Source organism: Antarctobacter albus, assembly GCF_900101505.1.
GTDB lineage: Bacteria > Pseudomonadota > Alphaproteobacteria > Rhodobacterales > Rhodobacteraceae > Antarctobacter > Antarctobacter albus.
The window spans coordinates 232,732-255,974 of sequence record NZ_FMZI01000005.1; the positions used below are offsets into that span (position 1 = coordinate 232,732).

Consider the following 23,243-nt stretch of genomic DNA (forward strand, 5'->3'; position numbering starts at 1 on the left):
ACGGGCGCCCTTAAAGAAACCTTGCCGGTTTGTACAAAATGCTGAAAACGGCGTACGTTTTGTACAAAACGTACAAAACGCCGCCCGCCCTCAGTGCCCGCCCAGGATGCCCGTGCGAACGTTGTAATCGACCGCCAGTTCGTAATCCGGGTCGTCGTCACTATCGACCATCAGGTGGCCCGCCTTGGTCAACAGCTTGTGGCAATCCCGGCTCAGGTGACGCAGCTTGATCTGCTTTCCGGCGTCCTGGTACTTGCCCGCGACGGCCTCGATCGCCTGCAGGGCCGACTGATCGACCACCCGGCTTTCGTTGAAATCCACGATCACCACGTCCGGGTCGTTCTCGACGTCAAACAGTTCCATGAACCCGTCGCTGGAGCCAAAGAACAGCGGCCCCTGGATCTCGTAGACCTTGGCACCCAGATCGGTGTGGGACTCGCGCGTCTTTGCATGGATGCGCCGGGCGTTGTTCCAGGCATAGGCCAGAGCCGAGACGATGACACCGACGACAACCGCGACGGCCAGGTCTTCCATCACCGTGACGACCGTCACCAGCAGGATGACAAAGGCATCCATCGCCGGAACCTTTGTCAGGATTTTCAACGAGTTCCAGGCAAATGTCCCGATCACCACCATGAACATCACACCCACCAGCGCGGCCAGCGGGATCAGTTCGATCAGCGGCGCGGCAAAGAGGATGAAGGTCAGCAGGAACAGCGCGGCCGCGATGCCCGCGATCCGCGTGCGCGCGCCGGATTTGACGTTGATCATCGACTGGCCGATCATCGCACAGCCGCCCATGCCGCCGAAAAAGCCGGTCAGGATGTTCGAGGCCCCCTGCGCGATACATTCCTGGCTGGCGCCGCCGCGCTTGCCGGTGATTTCTCCCACCAGGTTCAGGGTCAGCAGCGATTCAATCAGCCCGATGGCCGCCAGGATCACGGCATAAGGCAGAATGATTTCAAGCGTTTCCAGGTTCAGAGGCACCGCCGGGATGTGGAAGGGCGGCAAGCCCCCCTGGATCGAGGCCAGGTCGCCCACGCGCGGCACGTCCAGCCCGAAGCCGATCACCAGCGCGGCCACGACAAAGATCCCGGCCAGCGGCGCGGGCACAACCTTGCTGACCTTCGGCATGACCCAGATGATCGCCATCGTCAGCGCCGTCAGTCCCAGCATCAGGTACAGCGGCATCCCCGACAGCCATTCGCCCCCGCCCATGCCGTGCCCGGTATTTTCCATTGTTCCCGGGACCTTGAACTGACCCAGCTGGGCCAGAAAGATCACGATGGCCAGCCCGTTCACAAAGCCCAGCATGACCGGATGCGGCACCAGGCGGATGAACTTGCCCCATTGCAGCGCCCCGGCGATCACCTGCAGAATGCCCATCAGGACGACGGTCGCGAACAGGTATTCGACCCCATGCTGCGCCACCAGCGCCACCATGACCACCGCCAGCGCCCCCGTCGCGCCAGAGATCATGCCAGGCCGCCCGCCGATCAGCGCCGTCACCAGCCCCACGAGGAAGGCCGCGTAAAGCCCCACCAGCGGGTGCACCCCGGCGACAAAGGCAAAGGCCACCGCCTCGGGCACCAGCGCCAGCGCCACGGTCAGACCCGCCAAAAGCTCGATCCGCCACCGGCTGGGCGTCAGTTTCTCGTCCGGCATCAGGGACAGGTCGGGCAATTCCACACGGTTGGCGAAACGCGCCAAGAGGGCTTTTTTCATCGGGGATCCTTTCCTGGGCGCAGCATCGGACAGCCTGTGGCCGCTAACGCCGCATCGCAGCATGTTCGCGATTCAGGGCCTCATAGCGGAACCTGGCCAAAGATGCACGGAATTCTTCCGTATGCGACCGGACCACAGCCAGTGGGTATCCCACAGAGGCAACACCGGCGGGATTGTATCACGAAACCCCGCTCGGGCGCTTGCCCTTGGACACGCATCCGGCACACTTCGGGCAAAGCGAAACACCGGGCGCCGCGACGCCACGCAAGGACGGGGTACAGACATGACGGATACGATGATCGCCGTGATCGGCGGGTCGGGCATCTACGACATCGAGGGGCTGGAAGGCGCGGCGTGGCAGGCCGTGGACAGCCCCTGGGGCACGCCCTCTGACGAGATCCTGACCGGCACGCTGGACGGCGTGAAGATGGCCTTCCTCCCGCGCCACGGCCGGGGCCACGTCCACGGGCCGACGACGGTCCCCTATCGCGCCAATATCGACGCGCTGAAACGCATCGGCGTGACCGACGTGATCTCCGTCTCTGCCTGCGGCTCCTTCCGCGAGGAAATGGCGCCGGGCGATTTCGTCGTCGTCGACCAGTTCATCGACCGCACCTTCGGGCGTGAAAAATCCTTCTTCGGCACCGGTTGCGTCGCCCATGTCTCGGTCGCCCATCCCACCTGCCCGCGCCTGGGCGATGCCTGTTTCACCGCCGCCAGGGACGCCGGGATCACCGTACACAAGGGCGGCACCTACCTTGCGATGGAAGGGCCGCAATTCTCGACCCTGGCGGAGTCGAAGATGTACCGTGAAAGCTGGGGCTGCGACGTGATCGGCATGACCAACATGCCCGAGGCCAAGCTCGCCCGCGAGGCCGAGCTTTGCTACGCCTCCATCGCGATGGTCACCGACTATGACAGCTGGCACCCCGACCACGGCGAAGTCGACATCATGGACATCATCAAGACCCTGTCAGGCAACGCCGACAAGGGGCGCGAGATGGTGCGCCGCCTGCCCGCCCTCCTGGGGGCCGACCGTGCCCCCTGCCCGCACGGCTGCGACCGGGCGCTGGAATATGCCCTGCTCACCGCGCCCGAGAAGCGCGATCCCGCGCTACTGGCCAAGCTCGATGCGGTCGCGGGCCGGATGCTGGGTGGCAACTGACGCGCGGCCATGCTGAGACCTGCCCTGTTCTGCCTGGCACTCGCCCTGCCCTGCGCCGCCTCGGGGGCGGTGGACTATGTCGAAACCGATGGTCTGCTCAGCGACGAGGATTTCTACCGGCTGGTCGCCTGCGCCGCCCCCCCGGGCCAGTCCTGCCGCAAGGACATGGTGCGCTGGCCCACAGACCGCCCCCTGCGGGTGCAGTTTGCCCGGATCGACCGCGCCTTTCTGGGCGGGCGGCAGAAACGCGCGCGCGCCGCGCTGGAACGGGCCATCCAGTACATCAACCGTGCCGGGGCCGGCATATCGCTCCGCGAAGTCGCGCCGGAGGCAGAGGCCGACATCCGCATCTACCTCGTCGATACGGACGGCTCCACGCCGATCAGCGGCACAGGGATCAAGGGCGTAGACGGCATGAGCGTCACCGGCGCGCGCGTCATCGTCTGGTCGCGCAGCGACACCCATGTGATCCAGCGCGCGCGGATCATCTTTGGCACCCGGCTGGACATCCGCCACTACGAATCCGCCATGATCGAGGAACTGACCCAGGCCCTGGGCCTGTTGACCGACATCCGGAATCCCGCTTACCTCGGCAGGTCAATCTTTTCGCAGGATGACAATCAATCCAAGGACCTCGGCCCGCAGGATATCAAGGCCCTGCGCCGCCACTATCCGCCACGGGAGTAGCCTAATGGACCTGAATCTCTGGCTGGCCTTCGTCGCCGCCTCGACCGCCCTCCTGCTGATCCCGGGCCCCACCGTTCTGCTGGTCCTGTCCTATGCGCTCAGCAAGGGCCGGTCTGTGGCCATTGCCTCTGCCGCCGGCGTGGCCACCGGCGATTTCATCGCAATGAGCCTGTCTCTCGCGGGCCTCGGCGCGCTGGTCGCTGCCTCGGCGACGCTCTTCACGGTGCTGAAATGGGTCGGCGCCGCCTATCTGGTCTGGCTGGGGGTCAAGCTGATCCGCTCGGCCCCGCGTGAGGGGCTGGCCCTGCCCGACAGCGACGTGACCGCGCACGGCGTCTTTGGCCACAATCTCGCCGTGACCGCGCTGAACCCCAAGAGCATCGCCTTCTTCATCGCCTTCGTACCGCAATTCGTCACCCCCCAGGCGCCGCTCCTGCCGCAGTTCGCTATCCTCGTGAGCACCTTTGTCACCCTGGCGGCGCTCAACGCCCTCGCCTATGCGCTGGCTGCCGACCGGCTGCGGCGCATGATCCAGCGACCCTCGATCCTGGCCTGGCTGACCCGCGCGGGCGGCGCCACGCTGATCGGGATGGGCGTGCTGACGGCAACACTGCGCCGCGCCTGACAGGGGCCCTGCGGGCAGAAGACTTGCACAGCCCGCCACCGCCGCGCTACCGCGGTCGGGCGTTTCAACCGGGGACCCTTCCATGCCGCGCAAGACAGAGATCAAGGACTACATCCGGACAATCGTCGACTTCCCGCACGAGGGAATCATGTTCCGGGATGTCACCACGCTGTTCGCCGACCCGCGCGGCTTTCGCATGGCCATCGACCAGCTCCTGCACCCCTACGCCGGGGTACGTTTCGACAAGGTGGTGGGGCTGGAGGCCCGCGGCTTCATCCTGGGCGGCGCCGTGGCGCACCAGCTCTCCGCCGGTTTCGTGCCGATCCGAAAGAAGGGCAAGCTGCCCGGCGCGGTCATCTCCGAAGACTACCAGCTGGAATACGGCGACGCGGTGGTCGAGATCCACGACGACGCCATAGAGGCGGGCGAAAAAGTGCTGCTGGTCGATGACCTTCTGGCCACGGGCGGCACCGCCGAGGCCGGCATCAAGCTGGTCGAACGCCTGGGCGGCGAGATCATCGGCTGCGCCTTCGTGATCGACCTGCCGGACCTGGGCGGCCGCAAAAGGCTCGAAGCAATGGACATGGACGTCCATACACTCTGCACCTTCGACGGTCTCTGACACCCGCTCCGAGCTTCTTTGGTTTCAAAAATACCTCGGGGGAGCGCCAAAGGCGCGGGGGCAGAGCCCCCTGCCGGAGGACGGCGCGCTTGCCGCGCAAGGACGACAGGCAAAGCGCGCGCCCGCAGGCGCGCACAATTGGATCACCGATCGGTCAGCGGTGATCGGCCAGGTTCACCGGAACGGCCGCAGGGCCCTTGGGCAGGTCCGAATTGGCGTCGATGAAGTCCAGCACCAGCGGGCGGATGTTGTTGCGCCAGCTCTTGCCGGCGAAGATGCCGTAGTGGCCCGCCCCCGGCTCCAGGTGGCTGGCCTTCTTCTCGTCCGGCAAGCCGGTACACAGATCCAGCGCCGCCACGCATTGCCCGGGCGCCGAGATATCGTCCTTCGCGCCTTCGACGGTTTTCACCGCGACCTTGGTGATCTTGCCGATGTCCACCCGATGGCCGTCCACGATGAATTCGTTTTTGGCGATCTCGCGATTCTTGAAGACCCGCTCGACGGTCGACAGGTAGAACTCCGCCGGCATGTCCATGACCGCCAGGTATTCGTCGTAGAAACGGTTGTGCGCGTCGTGGTCCGAGGCCTCTCCGCGTGCGACGCGGATGATCTGGTCGCGGAAGGCAGCAGAGTGGCGATCCGCGTTCATCGACATGAACGAGGCCAGCTGCAACAGGCCCGGGTAGACCATGCGGCCGACGCCCTTGTACTTGAAGCCAACGCGCTGGATCATCGTCTCTTCCAGCTGCCCCATCGTCACGCGGCGGCCAAAGTCGGTCACGTCGGTGGGGGTGGCGTCCGGGTCGATCGGCCCGCCGATCAAGGTCAGGGTGCGCGGCTGCGCCTCCGGGTCCAGCTCTGCCAGGTAGGCGGTCGCGGCCAAGGTCAGCGGCGCCGGCTGGCACACGGCGATCACATGGGTATCCGGCCCCATGTGCCGCATGAACTCCATCAGGTAGAGCGTGTAATCCTCGATATCGAACTTGCCCGCGCTCACCGGAATGTCGCGCGCATTGTGCCAGTCCGTGACGTAGACCTCGCAGTTCACGATAAGCGACTTGACGGTCGAGCGGAGTAGTGTGGCATAGTGGCCCGACATGGGCGCGACCAGCAGGATCTTCCGTGGCTGTTCCTCGCGCCCGGAGACGTTGAAATGGATCAGGTTGCCAAAGGGTTTTTCCACCACGGTGGCGACGTCGACGAGGTGATCCTTGCCGTCCTCGCAGGTGAACGTGCGGATCCCCCAATCGGGCTTGACCACCATGCGTTCGAAGGTACGTTCCGTAACGGCACCCCATGCCGCCATCCACTCCAGCCCGGGGTTGGGAAAGGCCGAGAACACCGGGTAAGAGGCCATCGTCCGCGCCGTCGCGCCCATCCAGGCGTTGGTGTTGCGGATGCTCTCCATCAGATCATAGGTCGCCATGTAGCGCACGACAGCACTCCTTTTGTTTCGCGGGGTCAGCGGCTTGCCGCGCACCCAGGCCCGAGCCAATTCGTCGCTTTGCCCCCCGAAACCCACGACGGTATTTCTGCACTTGCGAAGGATAGGGGGATTTGTTTCCAATGACAACAAACGAGGTTGCCGCAGGCGAAAGCCGGGCGCGGCTGGAGGAGAACCTTGAGCGGGTCGAGGAACTGAGCAAGCGGCTCGTTTCGGCCCTGACCCGACGCCATCCAACGCCGCAGGCGCTGAACGGCCCCGACCACGCGCTGTATACCAAGGCCGCACAGGCCTACATGCAGGAATGGATGACCAACCCGGCCAAGCTGATCGAGCAGCAGGTCAGTTTCTGGGGCAAGACCGTCACCACCTTTGTCGAGGCGCAGCAACAACTGGCGCGCGGCAAGCTGACCGCGCCGGAGAACCCGGGCCCCAGCGACAAACGGTTCAAGAACCCGCTCTGGGACAGTCATCCCTATTTCAACTACGTCAAGCAACAGTATCTCATCAACGCCAACGCCATCCGCGATGCGATCGACGCGATCGAGGACATGGACGAGAAGGAAAAGCGGCGTCTGCGCTATTTCAGCCAGCAGATCGTCGACATGTTCGCGCCGACCAACTTCCTGGCCACGAATCCCGACGCGCTGATGAAGGCGGTCGAGACCGAGGGCGAAAGCCTGGTGCGCGGGCTGGAAAACCTTGTCGGCGACCTTGAAGCGAACAACGGCGAGCTTGTTGTGCGGCTGGCCGATGACAGCGCCTTCGAGATCGGCGAGAACATCGCCACCGCCCAGGGCGAGGTGATCTATCGCAACCGCATGATGGAGATCATCCAGTACAGCCCGACAACCGAACAGGTCTACGAGACCCCCATCGTGCTGTTCCCGCCCTGGATCAACAAGTTCTACATCCTCGACCTGAAACCGCAGAACAGCCTGATCCGCTGGGTCGTGGACCAAGGCTATACCCTGTTCGTGGTCAGCTGGATCAACCCGGACGGCAAGTACCGCGACGTCGGCCTCGAGGAATATGTCGACGAGGGTTTCCTCAAGGCGATCGAGGTCGCCAAGGACATCTGCGGGACCGACAAGATCAACGCGGTCGGCTATTGCATCGCCGGCACGACGCTCAGCCTGACCCTGTCGCTGATGAAAAAGCGTGGCGACAAGTCGGTGAAATCGGCCACTTTCTTTACCGCGCTGACCGATTTCAGCGACCAGGGAGAATTCACGCCCTTCCTGCAGGACGATTTCGCGGACGGGATCGAACAGGAGATCGACCAGGAAGGCATCCTGCCCTCCTTCATCATGGCGCGCACCTTTTCCTTTTTGCGGTCGAACGACCTGATCTACGGTCCTGCGATCCGCTCTTACATGATGGGGGAAACCCCGCCCGCCTTCGACCTGCTGTACTGGAACGGCGACGGGGCGAACCTACCGGGGCGGATGTTCAGCCAGTACCTGCGCGGGCTTTGCCAGCGCAATGAGTTTGCCGAAGGCACGTTCGAGCTTTTCGGGGAAAAGCTCAGCGTCAAGGACGTGGATGTGCCGCTGATGTCCATCGCGGCAGAGACAGATCACATTGCCGCCGCGCGTGACGTCTATCGTGGCGTGCAGATGATGGGATCGCGGTCCAAGCATTTCGTGATGGGCCAGTCCGGCCATATCGCGGGGATCGTCAATCCGCCCTCCAAGGGCAAGTACGGCCATTTCGTCAACGACGACCTGTCCGGTGACTTCGATGCCTGGAAAGAGACCGCCGAGTTCCAGGAAGGCTCTTGGTGGCCGCACTGGGAAGGCTGGCTGCGCAAACGCTCGGGCAAGAAGGTCCCCGCGCGTGAACCGGGCGATTCGGCTTATGCGCCGCTTGCGCCCGCCCCCGGCACCTACGTTAAGCTGAAAGCGGCCCAGCAAAACCAGTGACTTGTCAGCCATATGCTGCGGCGCAGAAATTTTTCTTGAAATGCCGCGTCGCAGCATGCATATTCTAGTCAGTTGCTGAACGACGGGGCGGGCCCGGGGCAGCAAGACACAAGGATTGACTGAGATGGCACAGACCCAGGACATCACCGCGATGATGAAAGAGATGATGGGCGCATTCCCCGTGGACACCAAGGCCATGGAAGACGCGTTCAAAACCACCGCGACCATGAACGAAAAGCTGTCGGCGGTTGCTCTGGAAGCCGCTGAGAAGTCGACCGAGCTGTCGGCAACCTGGACCAAGGACACCCTGTCCAAGCTGGCCGACATGTCGAAAGCCAAGGCAGAGCCGGCCGACTACGCCAAGGCGATGACCGATTTCGCATCCGGTCAGGCCGAAGTGGCAGCCGAGAACATGGCCGCCTTCGCCGAGATCGCCAAGAAAGTCCAGATGGACACCGTCGAGCTGCTGATGGCAGCCGGCAAGGATTTCTCCGAGGACGCGACCGCGGCCATGAAGAAGGCCACCGACGAGATGACCGCGACCGCCAAGAAGGCAACCGCCGCGGCCAAGTAATCGGTCTCGACCGAAAGATTTTGCGCCCTCTCCTCCCAAACTTGGCGCAATATCCTGGGGCAGGATCTTCGGATCCTGCCCCTTTTTCTTTGCCTGGCAGGAACTTGTCCATCGCTACGTTGCCCCTGCGACAAGGGGTGCGACATAATTTTCGCTGCAGCGCAGCAGAAAAATCTTGAAATGCTGCGACGCAGCATCCATCTTTGGGTCAGTGGAACGCAGCACGCCGGAGACGGCGCAACATTGGAAAAAGGATCAAGACAGATGGCAAAGACCGACGACATCACCGCCATGATGAAAGAAATGATGGGCGCATTCCCCGTCGACACCAAGGCGATGGACGACGCCTTCAAGACCACCGCGACCCTGAGCGAGAAGCTGTCCGGCGTCGCGCTGGAAGCGGCCAAGAAATCGACCGAACTGTCGGCAACCTGGACCAAAGACACCCTGTCCAAGATGACCGAGATGTCGAAGGCCAAGGCAGAGCCCGCCGACTACGCCAAGGCAATGACCGACTTCGCCTCGGCACAGGCAGAGATCGCGGCGGAAAACACCGCCGCCTTCGCCGAAATCGCCAAGAAGGTCCAGATGGACACCGTCGAACTGCTGATGGCGGCCGGCAAGGATTACTCCGAGGACGCGACCGCGGCGGTCAAGAAGGCCACCGACGAGATGACCGCGACGGCCACCAAGGCGACGACCACCGCCAAGAAAGCCGCGCCGGCCAAGTAATCCGGTCTAGACCGGACGGAAATTGCGCCTCTCCTCCCAACCTTGGCGCAAGGACCTGGGGCAGGATCTTCGGATCCTGCCCTTTTTCATTTGCTCAATGCACCAACGAAAAAGGGCGCGCCCCTCGCGGGCGCGCCCTTGGGTCCGGAAAGTGTCCCGGGATCAGACGATGGTCGCCTCGGTCGCAGCGCGCAGTTCGTCCTCGGTCACGCCCTCGGCGCATTCGACGATCCTGAGGCCGCCCTCGACCACGTCCAGAACGCCCAGGTTGGTGATGATCCGGTCGACCACGCCCTTGCCCGTCAGCGGCAGCGTGCATTCCTTCAGAAGCTTCGAGTCACCGTGCTTGTTGGTGTGATCCATCACCACCACGACCTTCTCGACACCGGCCACGAGGTCCATCGCCCCGCCCATGCCCTTGACCAGCTTGCCCGGGATCATCCAGTTCGCCAGGTCTCCGTTCTCGGCCACTTCCATCGCGCCCAGGATCGCCGCCGCGATCTTGCCGCCCCGGATCATGCCAAAGCTCATCGCACTGTCGAAATACGACGTCCGCGCCAGTTCCGTGATCGTCTGCTTGCCGGCGTTGATCAGGTCCGGGTCCTCTTCGCCCTCGAAGGGGAAAGGCCCCATGCCCAGCATGCCGTTTTCCGACTGCAGCGTGATGTCCTTGTCGCCGACGTAGTTGGCGACAAGCGTCGGGATGCCGATCCCGAGGTTCACGTACATGCCGTCTTCGAGTTCCTGCGCCGCGCGCGCGGCCATCTGGTTGCGATCCCAGGGCATCAGGCTTCCTCCCGCTTGCGGACGGTCCGCTGTTCGATCCGTTTCTCGTGCTCTCCCTGGATGATCCGGTGCACGTAGATCCCCGGCAGGTGGATGTGATCCGGATCCAGTGAGCCGCGCGGCACGATTTCCTCGACCTCGGCCACGCAGACCTTACCGCACATGGCCGCCGGCGGGTTGAAGTTCCGCGCCGTCTTGCGGAACACTAGGTTCCCGGTGTCGTCCGCCTTCCACGCCTTCACGATGGAAAGGTCGGCAAAGATGCCTTCCTCGAGGATGTAGTGTTCCCCGTTGAAGACCTTGACCTCCTTGCCTTCACCGATCTGCGTGCCGTAGCCGGTCTTGGTGTAGAACCCCGGGATCCCGCAGCCACCGGCCCGCATCCGCTCGGCCAGGGTGCCCTGGGGGTTGAATTCCAGCTCCAGCTCGCCGGAGAGGTACTGGCGCATGAACTCGGCGTTTTCACCCACGTAAGAGGACATCATCTTCTTGATCTGGCGGGTGTCGAGCAATTTGCCCAGACCGAACCCGTCAACGCCCGCGTTGTTCGACGCGACCGTCAGATCCTTGACCCCGCTCTCGACGATCGCGTCGATCAGCAGTTCGGGAATGCCACAGAGGCCAAAGCCCCCAGCGGCAATCAGCATGCCGTCTTCTAGAAGACCGTCCAGCGCTTCTGCCGCCGAACCGTAGACCTTTTTCATGGGACTCCCCCTGTTCACCTGGATTGGCGCAAGTTGTCGCCGCTCTGCAGCAAAGAGTCAACGCGGGCGGGCCGATGTCGACCCGCCCGCGGGATATCGCACCTGACCCAGAGGGTATCAGATCAGGCGCACCTGCGTGCCGATCGGCGTGATCTGGTACAGCTCTGCGATCTTTTCGTTGTAAAGACCGATGCAGCCATCGGACGACGGTCGCCCGATCTTGCGCGTGTCGTGCGTCCCGTGGATCAGGTAGGCCGGCCAGTCAAAGTACATCGCGTGCGTGCCCAGGGGATTGTCCGGCGCGCCCCCTTCGACCGGTCGCCAATCCGGAAAGCGTTCCATCTGCGACGCGGTCGGCGTCCAGGAGGGAGCCTCCTTCTTGCGCACGATCCTGGTGTATCCGCGTTTCGTCAGCTCGTCGGTCTTGGGCACCGAGGTCGGATAGACGCGATAGTCGCTGCCGTCCGCGTTCCAGTAATGCAGTGCGCGGCTGGCGGTATCGCAAACGATGCAACCCACGCCCAGTTCGTCAAAATGGTCACGCCAGTCCTGGCTCGAAAAGCTCGAGATGTTGCGCCGCACGACTGTCGCCTCTTCGCGCACCTCGGCCCGGACCCGGGCCGGCACGACCAGCGCCGCGCCGCCCGCGATCAGCAGGCCACGGCGGGACATTCCCTTGTTCATGATGCACTCCTTGCCTGTAGTATTCCACGGCAAGCCTTACTCCGCGCCGCGATGCGGCACCAATCACATCCAGTTGACGAAATGTGTTTTCAACCCTCGTCGCCGGCCGCTTTCTTCGTAGCGGTTTTCTTGGCCGTGGCCTTTTTCGCGGTGCTCTTTTTGGCGGCCGGTTTCTTGGCCGCTGCCTTCTTGGGAGCAGCCTTCTTCTTGCCGCTCTTGGCCGCCTTTTCGTTCACCAGCGCGACCGCGGCCTCCAGCGTGATCTCCTTGGGATCGGCATCCTTGGGCAAAGTCGCATTGACCTTCTCCCACTTGACGTAAGGCCCGTAGCGCCCTTCGTAGACGCTCAGCGCGCCGCCGTCCGGATGGTCCCCCAGTTCCCGCAGCGGCTTGGCCGCCGCGCCACGACCGCGTCCCGGGTTAGCCCGTTTCTCGGCCAGCATTTCCACCGCACGGTTCATGCCGATCTCAAAAACCTCCTGGAATTCCTTGAGGTTGACGTAGACAGGTTTTTCCTCGTCCGGCTTCTGGTGCATGATGAATGGACCAAAGCGGCCCAGGTTCGATTTGACCACGCCGCCCTCGGGGTGCATCCCGATTTCTCGCGGCAATGTCAGAAGGGTCAGCGCCTTTTCCAGGGTCATGCCATCCGGCTCCCACCCCGGCAGGAACTGGCCGCGCGCCTTGGGCAGCGAGGCCCGCGGCGGCTTCTTGTTCTCGGGCGTGGGTTCGCCGCGCTGGACATAGGGCCCAAAGCGCCCGGCCTTCAGCCAGATCTCGTCTCCGCCGTCCTCGCCAAGCAGGCGCTCCTCGCCCTCGGCGCCTTCACCCGCGATCGGGCGGGTATAGGTGCATTCCGGGTAGTTGCCGCAGCCGACAAAACCGCCGGTGCGCGAGGTCTTCAGGTGCAACTGCCCCTGCCCGCACTTCGGACAGATGCGCGGATCGCTGCCATCCTCACGCGGCGGATATAGCTGCGGCGCCAAAGCCTCGTCCAGCACGTCCAGAACCTCGGAAATCCGCAACTCGGAAGTCTCGGCAATCGCGGCACTGAAGTCGCGCCAGAACTTGGCCAGAAGGTCCTTGTAGTCCTCGTTGCCCGCAGACACGCTGTCCAGCTCATCCTCGAGAGCGGCGGTGAAATCGTACTCGACATAGCGCTTGAAGAAGTTGAGCAGGAAGATCGTGACGATGCGCCCCTTGTCCTCGGGGATCAGGCGGTTCTGTTCCTTGCGAACGTATTCCCGTTCCTGGATCGTGGTCACGATCGAGGCATAGGTCGACGGGCGACCGATGCCCAACTCTTCCATCTTCTTGACAAGCGTCGCTTCGGTGTAGCGCGGCGGCGGGTTGGTGAAGCTCTGCGTCGCCAGCGTGGCCCCGTCATTCGACATGACGGCGTTGCGCGCATCACCCACCGCCTTTTCGACCGCCTTGGCGTGTTCGCCTTTCAGGGCGTCGGCGTCGAACTTGGCCGCCTCTCCCTGCATGATCTGCGGCAGCCGCTTGTCGTCATCCTCGACCGGCTCGTCGCGGCCCTCTTCGTAGATCTTGAGGAAGCCGTCGAACAGGACCACCTGACCCGTCGCGCGCAGGCCCACCTGGCCGTCGTCGCTGCCGATCTCGACCGTGGTCCGTTCCAGCCGTGCCGCTTCCATCTGACAGGCCAGCGTCCGCTTCCAGATCAGGTCGTAAAGCTTGCGCTGATCGGGTTCGGACAGGCGCAGGCTCTCGGCGTCCTTGGTCATGTCCGTGGGCCGGATGCACTCGTGTGCTTCCTGTGCGTTCTTGGCCTTGTTCTTGTACATGCGCGGGCTGTCGGGAACGTAATTCGCACCGTAGCGATCCTTGATCGCGTCACGCGCGGCCATGACCGCCTCCGGCGCCATGTCGATGCCGTCGGTCCGCATGTAGGTGATGTGCCCGGCCTCGTACAGGCGCTGCGCCGCGTTCATCGTCTGGCGTGCGCCCATGCCGAACTTGCGACTGGCCTCCTGCTGCAGGGTGGAGGTCATGAAAGGCGCAGAGGGGTTCCGCGAGGTCGGCTTGGCTTCGACCGACAATACCTTCAATGCGCGCTTTTCGATGGCACTGACGGCCATCTCGGCATCGGTCAGGTTGGCGAGGTCGTAGCGGTCGAGCTTCTTGCCCGCGAGATTGGTCAGCCGGGCCTCGTAGCTCTGACCCCGCGGCGTGGTCAGCTGCGCCTTCACCTGCCAGTATTCCCGAGGTTTGAAGGCCTCGATCTCCATCTCGCGCTCGACGATCAGGCGCAGGCAAACCGACTGCACCCGACCCGCCGAGCGTGCGCCCGGCAGCTTGCGCCAGAGCACCGGCGAGAGGTTGAAGCCCACGAGGTAGTCCAGCGCCCGGCGCGCCAGGTAAGCCTCGACCAGCGGCGCGTCGATGTCGCGCGGGTTCTTCATCGCCTCGCTGACCGCCTGCTTGGTGATCGCGTTGAAGGTGACGCGTTCGACCTTGGTGGACTTCTTGATGGAGCGGCGCTTGGTCAGCGCCTCTTTCAGGTGCCAGGAAATCGCCTCCCCCTCGCGGTCGGGGTCGGTGGCGAGGATCAGTTCGTCGTCGGATTTGAGCGCCTCGGCGATCGCCGCGACGTGTTTGCGCGAATCGTTGGCGATCTCCCATTTCATCGCGAAATCATCATCGGTATCGACCGAACCGTCCTTCGGCGGCAGGTCACGGACGTGGCCGTAGGACGCCAGAACAGTGTAGTCGGACCCCAGATACTTGTTGATTGTCTTGGCCTTGGCAGGGGATTCGACGACGACGACGGGCATGGGGTTCTGCTACCTCGTTAAATTTCTTTGGGGCCCTGTGAGGGCCTTGTCTTGAGCCGCGTATGGCGGCGCAAGATGTGGTGCGCAAGGAGGATTTGTCAATCCGGGGCGCCATGACGCTGGCGATGCCGCTTTCCGCGCCGCTCCGGTTTCGGCTAGGTTCCCCGCATGTAACGGAGCTAGAACAATGACCCGATTTACCGCTTTTCTGGCCGCCATCTCGTTGGCCGTCACGCCCTTGTCGGCCAGCGCCTGGCAGGAACCCGCACGCGGAACCGCTCTGCGAACCGACCTGATGGACGCGATCCGGCCGCACGCGGAATGGGTGCTTGGGGCGCCCGTGATCTTCGTCGTCTCGGACCTGCGGGTCAGCGGCGACGTGGGATTTGCCAGCCTGCATCCCGTCCGCCCCGGCGGACGCGAGATTACGCGGGACGAGATCCCCGTCCGGCCCGGCTGGGACAATCCCTTTGACTGGGGCGGGCCGGACATCCAGGTCCTGTACCAGCGGTCCGGATCGACCTGGGTCGCCGTCCAGCACGCCATCGGCGCCACCGATGTCTGGTGGTCGGACCCCACCTTCTGCCCCACCTGGGGGCCGGTGATCCCGGAGTTCTGCTGATCCCGGGATCAGTGCCGCACCACCAAGGACAGTAATCCGCCCGGCTGGCGCCGGATGCGTCCGTCCAGTTCGAGGTCGGTGAGCACCGGCGATACCTTGCCGGCGGGTGCGCCCAGATCGCGGATCAACTGGTCTTCGGCCAAGGGCGAAGGACCAAGCCGGTCCAGAATCTGCTGGTGCAGTGCCGCGGCCTTGCGAAGGGCCGGGTGCCGGTCCTGCGCCCGCTGCGGACGGGACGGTGCCCGCACTACACGTTCCGCACCTTGTGACGAATCCTGTAGGTCCAGTTCGGGTTGGGCTTTGGCGTTCGGTGTATCCAGCGGAGGCAGCGCCTCGATGATGTCCTCGACGTTGCGCACAAGGCGCGCGCCGTCGCGGATCAGGATGTTGCAGCCGCTGGCGCGGGCATCCATCGGGTGACCGGGAACCGCCAGCACCTCGCGCCCCTGGTCAAGCGCGGTGCGCGCGGTGATCAGCGACCCGGACTTGGCCGCCGCTTCGACAACGACGACTCCGCGAGACAGGCCGGAAACGATCCGGTTGCGTGTCGGGAAATGCCGGGCCACGGGCTGCAGGCCCATCGGCTGTTCGCTCAGCCGGCAGCCACCACTCTGACATATCTCGTCCGCCAGACGCGTATTCTCGGACGGGTAAAGCACATCGACACCACCGGCCATGACGGCCACGGTGCCGCTGCGCAGGGCGCCGACATGGGCCACGGTATCGATTCCCCGGGCCAGCCCGGAAACCACCACGAACCCGACTTCTCCCAGTCCTTCGGCCAGGCGCCGCGCCATGCGCGTACCCAGGGACGAGGCGCTGCGTGCGCCGACCAGGGCAATCATGGGGCGCCGCAACACGGCCCTGTCGCCGATGCCCCAAAGCAGCGGTGGCGCGTCTGGAAGTTCCGCCAGGTCCGGGGGATACCCCGGCTCGCCACGGCAGAGCAGCCAGGCCCCGGCGCGGTGCCCGGCGGCCAGTTCCGCCTCAGCCACGCCACGCGGGCAGGCCTCGTACTTCTCGACCCCGGCGGCGCGGGCGACATCCGGCAAGACGTCTATCGCGGCGGCGGCGCTGCCGTGTTCGTTCATCAATCTCCAGAAAGTCGTCGGCCCCACGCGACGAGAGCGCAAGAGACGGAGCCAATCCACGCGATGATCTTCCGTGGTGGGTGGGAGTGGGGGGTGAGTGGAAGAGTAGCTTTCGTCGCGCATCCTGACCCCGTCTTCTTGCAGGACCAGTGATAGCGCCAGAGTGGTTAATCATAGGTGAATCGCGCAGGATCACCCGCAGGATTTCGCGTAATGCACTGTTTTTCCGCAACTCTTGATCTCTGCCCGGCGCCAGCTAGGCAAGCCCCTCCGGCTCCGGTGGAGGGGCAGCGTCACCTGCAGGCCGAAACACGGATGCCATCCAGCGCAACGCGACAAGATGGATCAGGGCAAGGAACGGCCCCAGAATCACCGCCAGAATGCCGCCGATCAAAGCCGACAGGAGGGTGCCGATCACCAATCCGCCCGCAAGCGCCACGGCCCAGCCGCCCCACCCGTTGACCAAGGCTAGATGGAGGACCACCGCCCCAGGCAGATGACCCGCCCAGCTGAACAGGGCCGAGAACGCCAGGACGATCCCGATGGCGCCGAAAACACCGGCGATTTCGGAGGAAACCCCCGCCAGGAGCGAGGCATTCATGCCCAGGATGACCCCGAAGACCACCGTGCCGGTGACGGCGATGCCCACGGCCAATAGATGCACCCAGATACTCAATCCTTCCGCAAGACCGGGATCGCTGCGGAACGGGTGCCACCAGGGGTCAGGCCTGGGCGCCGCCAACCGTAAGCCCCCCGATCATCACGGTCGGCTGTCCCACGCCCACCGGCACCCATTGGCCCTGCTTGCCGCAATTGCCCATGCCCGGGTCCAGCTCCATGTCGTTGCCAAGCGCCAGGATACGGTTCAGCGCATTCGCACCGTCACCGATCAGCGTCGCGCCCTTGACCGGGGCGCCCACCTTGCCGTTCTTCACGCGGTAGGCCTCGGTACAGGAAAAGACGAACTTGCCATTGGTGATGTCCACCTGTCCGCCGCCAAAGCCAACGGCCCAGATGCCATCCTTGAGATCGGCAACGATGTCCGCGGGATCCGAATCGCCGCCCAGCATGTAGGTGTTGGTCATGCGCGGCATCGGGATATGGGCATAGCTCTGCCGCCGCCCGTTGCCCGTCGGGTCGACCCCCATCAGGCGCGCGTTCTGCCGATCCTGCATGAAACCGACCAGCTTGCCGTCCTCGATCAGCACGTTCTTCCCCGAGGGCGTGCCCTCGTCATCCACGGTGATCGAGCCGCGACGGTCCGGAATCGTGCCATCGTCCAGCACCGTCACGCCCTTTGCGGCGACCTGCTGGCCCATCAGGCCGGCAAATGCGGACGAGCCTTTGCGGTTGAAATCCCCTTCCAGCCCGTGACCCACAGCCTCATGCAGCAGGATGCCCGGCCATCCGGGGCCCAATACGATGTCCATGACACCCGCCGGGGCCGGTTCCGCCTCGAGGTTGACCAGCGCGACGCGTAGCGCCTCTCGCGCCTTGGACTGCCAGTCTTGCGGCGCCAGCAGCCCGTCCAGGGCCACACGCCCGCCACCACCCGCGGTGCCGGATTCGCGGCGACCGTTCTCCTCGACGATGACCGAGACATTGACCCGTGTCATCGGCCGCACGTCCGAAACCAGCGTTCCGTCGGCGCGCAGGATCGAGACCTCCTGCAAGGAGGCGGCGATTGTCGCTGTCACCTGCACGACGCGACGATCGAGATCACGGGTAAAGGCGTCGATCTCGCGCAGGGTTTCCAGCTTGACCGGGAAACTGGCTCCCTCGATGGGATCGGCGTCCGTATAAAGGTGCCGGTTGGTGCCCGCGGGGGGCGGCGCCATGATCCCGCCGCCATCTCCGATGGCCAGCCGCGCCGTGTCCACCGCCCGCTTCAGCGCCGCTTCGCTGATCTCGGAAGCATGGGCATAGCCCGCCACTTCGCCGCGCACCGCACGCAGGCCAAAACCTTCGGAAGAATCATAGCTGGCGGTCTTGACCCGTCCGTCATCGAGAACGAGCGCTTCGGAACGGGCGCGCTCGATGAAAAGCTCGCCATCCTCGGCACCGGCCAGCGCGTCGCGGACAAGCGCTGTGGTGGCATCGAGGTCCAGATGGGTCTCGAACGGGCGAAAGGGAGCGTTGGACATGTGAAACTCCGGGATCGGTCAGGGCGTCTGTTGCCCCAAGACCTAGACCATCGGCATCGGCTTGACCACGGCAGAGGTCGGGCGCGTTTGGGAAAGGAGGCACGTCGTGTTAGGTTGAAACGTCATTCGGGAGGACGATCCATGCGCAAGACTTTGACTGCACTGCTCCTTGCCCTCAGCGCTGGCGGTGCCTCGGCCCAGTACATCGACGTGATCGAAATGCTGCAGGCCCCGCCAAGCGGGGGCGGGGTGACGCTGGACCGGAACACCAGCACGCTGACCATCGAAAAGCCCGGATCCCTGCCCCCCATGTCGGAAAACGTCCCTCACAAGGTGGACGGCGCAGGCATCGGCATAGATACAGGGCCAGACACCAGAGGCACGCCCATCGGCAAGTAACAGCTCACGACCGGGCTCAGACGCTTTGAAACCGGCCAAACGGGCACGCCTGTGCCTGCCCGAATTACCCTCGCAGGACATGGCCTGCGACATCGCCGCTTGATCTGGATCAAAAAAAGCGGCGGTTTGCCGCAAGAACCGTGCTTTCCTGGCATTCCAGAATATGATTTTAAGCAGACAGAACGCAATGGGAGGTGCGTGAACTGCCGTGTCTACTGCGGTGTTCCTCCCGTCCGACCACACTCGCAACCGATCAGGGTGAGACATGCAAAGCAAACCGATGCTTTTGGGCCTTCTGAGCGCCTTCATCGCCGCGCCGGCACTGGCGCAGGACCTTCCCGTCGTGGGCAAACCCCACGACGGTGGCATGGGCTTCCAGCCCGCCGCCACCGAACTGGCGGCCGATCTGCAGTGGCTGGACGGCATGATCCTTGTGATCATCACCGCCATCTGCCTGCTGGTCGTCGCCCTGATGGCCTTCATCTACGTGCGGTTCAACCGCAAGGCGAACCCGAACCCCAGCTCCTTCACGCACAACTCTCCGCTCGAGGTGGCCTGGACCATCGGCCCGATCGTCATCCTCGTCTTCATCGGCGCCTTCTCGCTGCCGGTGCTGTTCAAGCAGCAGGAGATCCCCGAGGGCGACATCACCATCAAGGTGACCGGCTACCAGTGGTACTGGGGCTACGAATACGTCGGAACCGACCTGGTCTACGACGCCTACATGATCGGTTCGCCCGCCACCGGTGGCGACAACCGCATGACCCCGGCCGTCGAGGAACAGCTGGTCGATGCCGGCTATGAGAAGAGCGACTTCCTTCTGGCCACCGACACCGCCATCGTCCTGCCCGTGGGCAAGACCGTCGTGATGCAGGTGACCGGTGCCGACGTGATCCACTCGTGGACCATTCCCGCCTTTGGCGTGAAGCAGGACGCTGTCCCCGGCCGCCTGGCCGAACTGTGGTTCACCCCCGAGAAAGAGGGCGTCTACTACGGCCAGTGCTCGGAACTCTGCGGTATCGCGCACGCCTACATGCCGATCACCGTCAAGGTCGTCAGCGAAGAGGCCTACGAGGCCTGGCTGCAGCGGTCTATCGACGAAGGTGGCTACACCGACGTTCGCGAAGTTCTGACCAACTGAGACCGGATGGGTCTCAGGACCCATCCCATGCCCAACCTGCAAGGTGCGCCCGTCCGGCGCATCTTTTGACCACAGGGACCAAAGATGAGCGACGCCAGCCTGCACGCCAGCCCTTACGAGAACGAGGCCCAGTTCGGCGACTACTTCGCCCTGCTGAAGCCGCGGGTGATGACGCTTGTCGTCTTCACCGCCTTTGTCGGCTTGCTGGCCGCGCCGGTCGGTGTGCATCCCTTCGTGGGCTTCTGCGCGGTGCTGTTCATTGCCGTGGGCGGCGGTGCCTCGGGCGCCCTGAACATGTGGTACGATTCGGATATCGACGCGGTGATGAAACGCACCGCCAAGCGCCCGATTCCCGCCGGCAAGGTCACCCGGGACGAAGCGCTGGCCATCGGCCTGACCCTGTCGGTCTTTGCCGTGGTCTTCCTGGGCCTCGCCACCAACTGGGTGGCGGCGGGCCTGCTGGCCTTCACCATCTTCTTCTACGTCGTGATCTACACGATGTGGCTCAAGCGGCTGACGCCGCAGAACATCGTGATCGGCGGTGCCGCCGGGGCCTTCCCCCCGATGATCGGCTGGGCCGCCGCAACCGGCGACATATCGACCGCCTCGGTGCTGATGTTCTGCCTCACCTTCCTCTGGACGCCGCCGCACTTCTGGGCGCTCGCCCTCTTTGTGCGCATGGACTATGACAATGCCACCGTGCCGATGCTGACCGTGACCCACGGTCGCCGCGCGACCCGCCGCCATATCCTGGGTTACACCGTGCTGCTGGCCATCTTCGCCATCGGGCTGGGCTTTACCCAGGTCGGCGGCCCGGTCTACCTGGCCACCTCCCTGCTGCTGAACGCCCTGTTCCTGAAAGGCGCCGTGCAGATTGCGCGCCGCGACGAGGCGCAGGCCGAGGCGGACAGCTACAAGGTGGAAAAGAAATTCTTCAAGCTCTCGCTGCTGTACCTCTTCGCGCATTTCGGCGCGATCCTGGTGGACGCGGGTCTGGATCGCATGGGGGTCTGGGCATGAGCCTGGTCAAGGAACACGAGCTGCACAAGCGCCGCCGCGGTCGCAACATCGGCGTCGGACTGGTGCTGGCGGCATTCATAGCGATAATATTCGGGCTGACCGTCGTGAAAGTCACCCGGGGGGACTTCCAGATGCAACCGCAACAGGGAGTAACTGATGGCAACTGATGGCAAGCTGAAGACGGTCTACCAGACGGTCGGTGTCGTCGTCCTGATGGGGGGCCTCGCCTGGGCCTCTGTACCGTTCTACGATTGGTTCTGCCGGGTGACCGGTTTTGGCGGTACGCCCAACGTGGCCGTGGCGGCCGGCGACGTGCTGGACCAAACGATCAAGGTGCGTTTCGATGCCTCGAAGGAACGCGGGATGCCGTGGGAGTTCAAACCCATGCAGACCGAGATGACCATTCGCATCGGAGAAGAAGGCCTGGCCTTCTACGAGGCTTACAACCCTACCGACCGTCCCATCGCCGGGCAGGCCTCCTACAACGTGGCCCCCTACGAGGCCGGCGCCTTCTTTTCCAAGATCGAATGCTTCTGCTTTACCGAACAGGTGCTGATGCCCGGTGAACGCGTGCAGATGCCGGTGAGCTTCTTTGTCGACCCCGAGATCGTCACCGATCGGGACGCCAAGCACACCAACCACATCACGCTGTCCTATACCTTCTACGAGATCGACCTGCCCGAAGAGACGCAGGCCGCGCTCGACGCCCAAAAAGACGCGAAAGCGTCCGTGAACTAACGCCTAACGAGGGAACCGCAATGGCGCATGCAAAGAACCACGACTACCACATCCTGAACCCCTCTATCTGGCCCTTCCTCGGGGCGGTTGCCGGCTTCGTCATGCTGTTCGGCGCGGTTTTGATGTTCCATGACAACGGCCCCTGGATGTTCCTGATCGGCTTTGTCGGCGTGCTTTACACCATGTTCGGCTGGTGGTCGGACACTGTGGCGGAGAACCAGGTCGGCGATCACACGCCGGTCGTGCTGATCGGCCTGCGCTATGGCTTCATCCTGTTCATCATGTCCGAGGTGATGTTCTTCTTCGCCTGGTTCTGGTCGTTCTTCAAACACGCCATGTACCCGATGGATCCCGACGGCAACTCGCCCGCCGTCGACGGCGTCTGGCCGCCCGCGGGCATCGAGACCTTCGATCCCTGGCACCTGCCGCTGATCAACACGCTGATTCTGCTCTGCTCGGGCGCGGCGGCGACCTGGGCGCACCACGCGCTGGTGCACGAGGACAACCGCCAGGACGTCAAGTCGGGCCTGATCATTGCCGTGCTGCTGGGCCTGATCTTCACCGTCTTCCAGGCCTATGAATACAGCCACGCGGCCTTCGGTTTCGGTGGCAACATCTACGGCGCCAACTTCTTCATGGCGACGGGCTTCCACGGCGCGCACGTGATCATCGGCACGATCTTCCTGTTCATCTGCCTGATCCGCGTCTACCGCGGCCATTTCACCGCCACCAACCACCTCGGGTTCGAAGCGGCGGCATGGTACTGGCACTTCGTCGACGTGGTCTGGCTGTTCCTCTTTGCAGCGGTCTACATCTGGGGCGGCTGAAGATGCGGCGGGGCGCCCCCCGCCTTACATCAGGCCTTGAACCTCACGGCCCACAAGGTACACCAAGGCGCGCCCCACCCGGGCGCGCCTTTTTCGTTTCCGGAGCTCCGCTTGAGACGCTACATCGCCCCCCTGCTGATTGGCCTGACAGGCATCGCCATCCTGCTTTGGCTGGGCACCTGGCAATTGCAGCGGCTGGAATGGAAACGGGGCATCCTTGACGAGATCGAGACCACCATCGCAAGTGCCCCACAGCCCCTGCCCCGGCTGATCGATCCCGAGGCGCAACGCTACCAGCCCACGACCCTGACCGGAGAGATCGGCGCCGAGACCCTGGCCGTGCTTGTCTCTGTCAAACAACGTGGTGCGGGCTGGCGACTCATCTCGGCCTTTCAGACGGCGGAGGGACGGCGCGTGCTGGTTGATCGCGGCTTTGTCCCCGTCGACCGGAAGGAAGCCACCCGCTACGCCGGACCGGCAGAGGTGACGGGCAACCTGCACTGGCCGGATGACCGCAATTCCTCGACCCCTGACAACGATCCGGCGGACAACACATGGTTTGCACGCGATCTGGCACAGATGGCGGACAGGCTGGATACCGAACCCTTGCTGGTCGTGACACGGACAATGTCGCCCGCCGACGAGGGTGTGTCGCCCCTGCCCGTCGACACCAGCGGCATTCCCAACGATCACTTGCAATACGCCATAACGTGGTATTCGCTCGCCGCGGTCTGGCTCATCATGACAGGCGTCTGGATCAGGCGGCTGAAAACAGGCAGGGAGGCCTGAC

At 64.0% G+C, this 23,243-nt stretch carries 24 protein-coding genes; 15 read left to right on the plus strand and 9 right to left on the minus strand.

The genetic code is table 11. The annotated features are described in order from the left end of the window. Positions 1-90: 90 nt before the first annotated feature. Positions 91-1,725 carry a SulP family inorganic anion transporter gene (locus tag BLQ71_RS10865; protein ID WP_074621730.1) on the minus strand — a complete coding sequence of 545 codons (1,635 nt, stop codon included), beginning with the start codon at positions 1,723-1,725 and terminating at the stop codon, positions 91-93. A gap of 283 nt (positions 1,726-2,008) precedes the next feature. On the opposite strand from BLQ71_RS10865, the gene BLQ71_RS10870 reads away from it, so the two are divergent. The 4 genes from BLQ71_RS10870 to BLQ71_RS10885 all read left to right on the plus strand — a co-directional run bounded on the left by BLQ71_RS10870 (position 2,009) and on the right by BLQ71_RS10885 (position 4,824). Beyond that, entirely contained in the window at positions 2,009-2,890 is an 882-nt protein-coding gene (locus tag BLQ71_RS10870; RefSeq protein WP_074621731.1) for an S-methyl-5'-thioadenosine phosphorylase, read from the plus strand. A 9-nt stretch (positions 2,891-2,899) separates the two neighbouring features. Beyond that, the gene (locus BLQ71_RS10875) at positions 2,900-3,577 is read left to right on the plus strand and encodes a DUF2927 domain-containing protein (RefSeq protein WP_074621732.1); all 678 of its coding nucleotides are present in this window, start codon (positions 2,900-2,902) and stop codon (positions 3,575-3,577) included. Positions 3,578-3,581: 4 nt separating this feature from the next. Next, positions 3,582-4,202: a LysE family translocator gene (locus tag BLQ71_RS10880; protein ID WP_074621733.1), complete on the plus strand. Its 621-nt coding sequence runs from the start codon at positions 3,582-3,584 to the stop codon at positions 4,200-4,202. An 82-nt stretch (positions 4,203-4,284) separates the two neighbouring features. Next, on the plus strand, positions 4,285-4,824 hold the full coding sequence (locus BLQ71_RS10885; RefSeq protein ID WP_074621734.1) for an adenine phosphoribosyltransferase: 540 nt from the start codon (positions 4,285-4,287) through the stop codon (positions 4,822-4,824). Between the two features lie 154 nt (positions 4,825-4,978). Here the strand turns inward: BLQ71_RS10885 and phaZ are convergent, their stop codons facing one another. Further along, positions 4,979-6,259, minus strand: coding sequence for a polyhydroxyalkanoate depolymerase (phaZ, locus tag BLQ71_RS10890; protein ID WP_043138267.1), 1,281 nt, complete (start codon positions 6,257-6,259; stop codon positions 4,979-4,981). A gap of 131 nt (positions 6,260-6,390) precedes the next feature. Here phaZ and BLQ71_RS10895 point away from each other — a divergent pair, with 131 nt between their 5' ends. The 3 genes from BLQ71_RS10895 (at position 6,391) to BLQ71_RS10905 (ending at position 9,499) form a co-directional block, all read left to right on the plus strand. Beyond that, a complete protein-coding gene (locus BLQ71_RS10895; RefSeq protein WP_043138269.1) occupies positions 6,391-8,193 on the plus strand; it encodes a PHA/PHB synthase family protein in 1,803 nt (600 codons plus the stop codon). A 124-nt stretch (positions 8,194-8,317) separates the two neighbouring features. Continuing rightward, entirely contained in the window at positions 8,318-8,767 is a 450-nt protein-coding gene (locus BLQ71_RS10900) for a phasin, PhaP (protein WP_043138270.1), read from the plus strand. 264 nt (positions 8,768-9,031) lie between these two features. Beyond that, complete coding sequence (locus tag BLQ71_RS10905; RefSeq protein ID WP_043138272.1) at positions 9,032-9,499, plus strand: hypothetical protein; 468 nt, start codon at positions 9,032-9,034, stop codon at positions 9,497-9,499. 162 nt (positions 9,500-9,661) lie between these two features. Here BLQ71_RS10905 and BLQ71_RS10910 read toward each other — a convergent pair whose 3' ends face one another. The 4 genes from BLQ71_RS10910 to topA all read right to left on the minus strand — a co-directional run bounded on the left by BLQ71_RS10910 (position 9,662) and on the right by topA (position 14,471). Next, positions 9,662-10,285: a 3-oxoacid CoA-transferase subunit B gene (locus BLQ71_RS10910; RefSeq protein WP_043138274.1), complete on the minus strand. Its 624-nt coding sequence runs from the start codon at positions 10,283-10,285 to the stop codon at positions 9,662-9,664. Then, complete coding sequence (locus tag BLQ71_RS10915; protein ID WP_043138276.1) at positions 10,285-10,989, minus strand: CoA transferase subunit A; 705 nt, start codon at positions 10,987-10,989, stop codon at positions 10,285-10,287. The genes BLQ71_RS10910 and BLQ71_RS10915 overlap by 1 nt, the downstream gene beginning before the upstream one ends. Before the next feature lie 117 nt (positions 10,990-11,106). Next, a complete protein-coding gene (locus BLQ71_RS10920) occupies positions 11,107-11,673 on the minus strand; it encodes a L,D-transpeptidase (RefSeq protein ID WP_074621735.1) in 567 nt (188 codons plus the stop codon). An 89-nt stretch (positions 11,674-11,762) separates the two neighbouring features. Next, positions 11,763-14,471: a type I DNA topoisomerase gene (gene topA / locus BLQ71_RS10925; RefSeq protein WP_074621736.1), complete on the minus strand. Its 2,709-nt coding sequence runs from the start codon at positions 14,469-14,471 to the stop codon at positions 11,763-11,765. Positions 14,472-14,658: 187 nt separating this feature from the next. Here topA and BLQ71_RS10930 point away from each other — a divergent pair, with 187 nt between their 5' ends. Further along, the gene (locus BLQ71_RS10930) at positions 14,659-15,093 is read left to right on the plus strand and encodes a hypothetical protein (RefSeq protein ID WP_074621737.1); all 435 of its coding nucleotides are present in this window, start codon (positions 14,659-14,661) and stop codon (positions 15,091-15,093) included. An 8-nt stretch (positions 15,094-15,101) separates the two neighbouring features. On the opposite strand, the gene dprA is transcribed toward BLQ71_RS10930, so the two are convergent. The 3 genes from dprA to tldD all read right to left on the minus strand — a co-directional run bounded on the left by dprA (position 15,102) and on the right by tldD (position 18,328). Then, complete coding sequence (gene dprA / locus BLQ71_RS10935) at positions 15,102-16,307, minus strand: DNA-processing protein DprA (protein ID WP_074621738.1); 1,206 nt, start codon at positions 16,305-16,307, stop codon at positions 15,102-15,104. 133 nt (positions 16,308-16,440) lie between these two features. Beyond that, on the minus strand, positions 16,441-16,848 hold the full coding sequence (locus BLQ71_RS10940) for a hypothetical protein (protein ID WP_139168474.1): 408 nt from the start codon (positions 16,846-16,848) through the stop codon (positions 16,441-16,443). A 58-nt stretch (positions 16,849-16,906) separates the two neighbouring features. Further along, on the minus strand, positions 16,907-18,328 hold the full coding sequence (gene tldD / locus BLQ71_RS10945) for a metalloprotease TldD (protein ID WP_043138295.1): 1,422 nt from the start codon (positions 18,326-18,328) through the stop codon (positions 16,907-16,909). Between the two features lie 141 nt (positions 18,329-18,469). On the opposite strand from tldD, the gene BLQ71_RS10950 reads away from it, so the two are divergent. The 7 genes from BLQ71_RS10950 (at position 18,470) to BLQ71_RS10975 (ending at position 23,242) form a co-directional block, all read left to right on the plus strand. After that, positions 18,470-18,727 carry a hypothetical protein gene (locus BLQ71_RS10950; RefSeq protein WP_074621740.1) on the plus strand — a complete coding sequence of 86 codons (258 nt, stop codon included), beginning with the start codon at positions 18,470-18,472 and terminating at the stop codon, positions 18,725-18,727. Positions 18,728-18,992: 265 nt separating this feature from the next. Next, positions 18,993-19,868 carry a cytochrome c oxidase subunit II gene (gene coxB, locus BLQ71_RS10955; protein WP_074621741.1) on the plus strand — a complete coding sequence of 292 codons (876 nt, stop codon included), beginning with the start codon at positions 18,993-18,995 and terminating at the stop codon, positions 19,866-19,868. An 84-nt stretch (positions 19,869-19,952) separates the two neighbouring features. Then, positions 19,953-20,888, plus strand: a complete 936-nt coding sequence (gene cyoE / locus BLQ71_RS10960) for a heme o synthase (RefSeq protein ID WP_043138302.1) — start codon at positions 19,953-19,955, stop codon at positions 20,886-20,888. Beyond that, complete coding sequence (locus BLQ71_RS26400) at positions 20,885-21,055, plus strand: cytochrome c oxidase system small membrane protein (RefSeq protein ID WP_043138304.1); 171 nt, start codon at positions 20,885-20,887, stop codon at positions 21,053-21,055. The genes cyoE and BLQ71_RS26400 overlap by 4 nt, the downstream gene beginning before the upstream one ends. Next, positions 21,045-21,626, plus strand: a complete 582-nt coding sequence (locus BLQ71_RS10965) for a cytochrome c oxidase assembly protein (protein WP_043138306.1) — start codon at positions 21,045-21,047, stop codon at positions 21,624-21,626. The genes BLQ71_RS26400 and BLQ71_RS10965 overlap by 11 nt, the downstream gene beginning before the upstream one ends. Positions 21,627-21,646: 20 nt before the next feature. Next, the gene (locus BLQ71_RS10970; RefSeq protein WP_043138308.1) at positions 21,647-22,453 is read left to right on the plus strand and encodes a cytochrome c oxidase subunit 3; all 807 of its coding nucleotides are present in this window, start codon (positions 21,647-21,649) and stop codon (positions 22,451-22,453) included. Between the two features lie 111 nt (positions 22,454-22,564). Then, positions 22,565-23,242, plus strand: coding sequence for an SURF1 family protein (locus BLQ71_RS10975; protein WP_074621742.1), 678 nt, complete (start codon positions 22,565-22,567; stop codon positions 23,240-23,242). The last annotated feature ends 1 nt before the right edge of the window (position 23,243 follow it).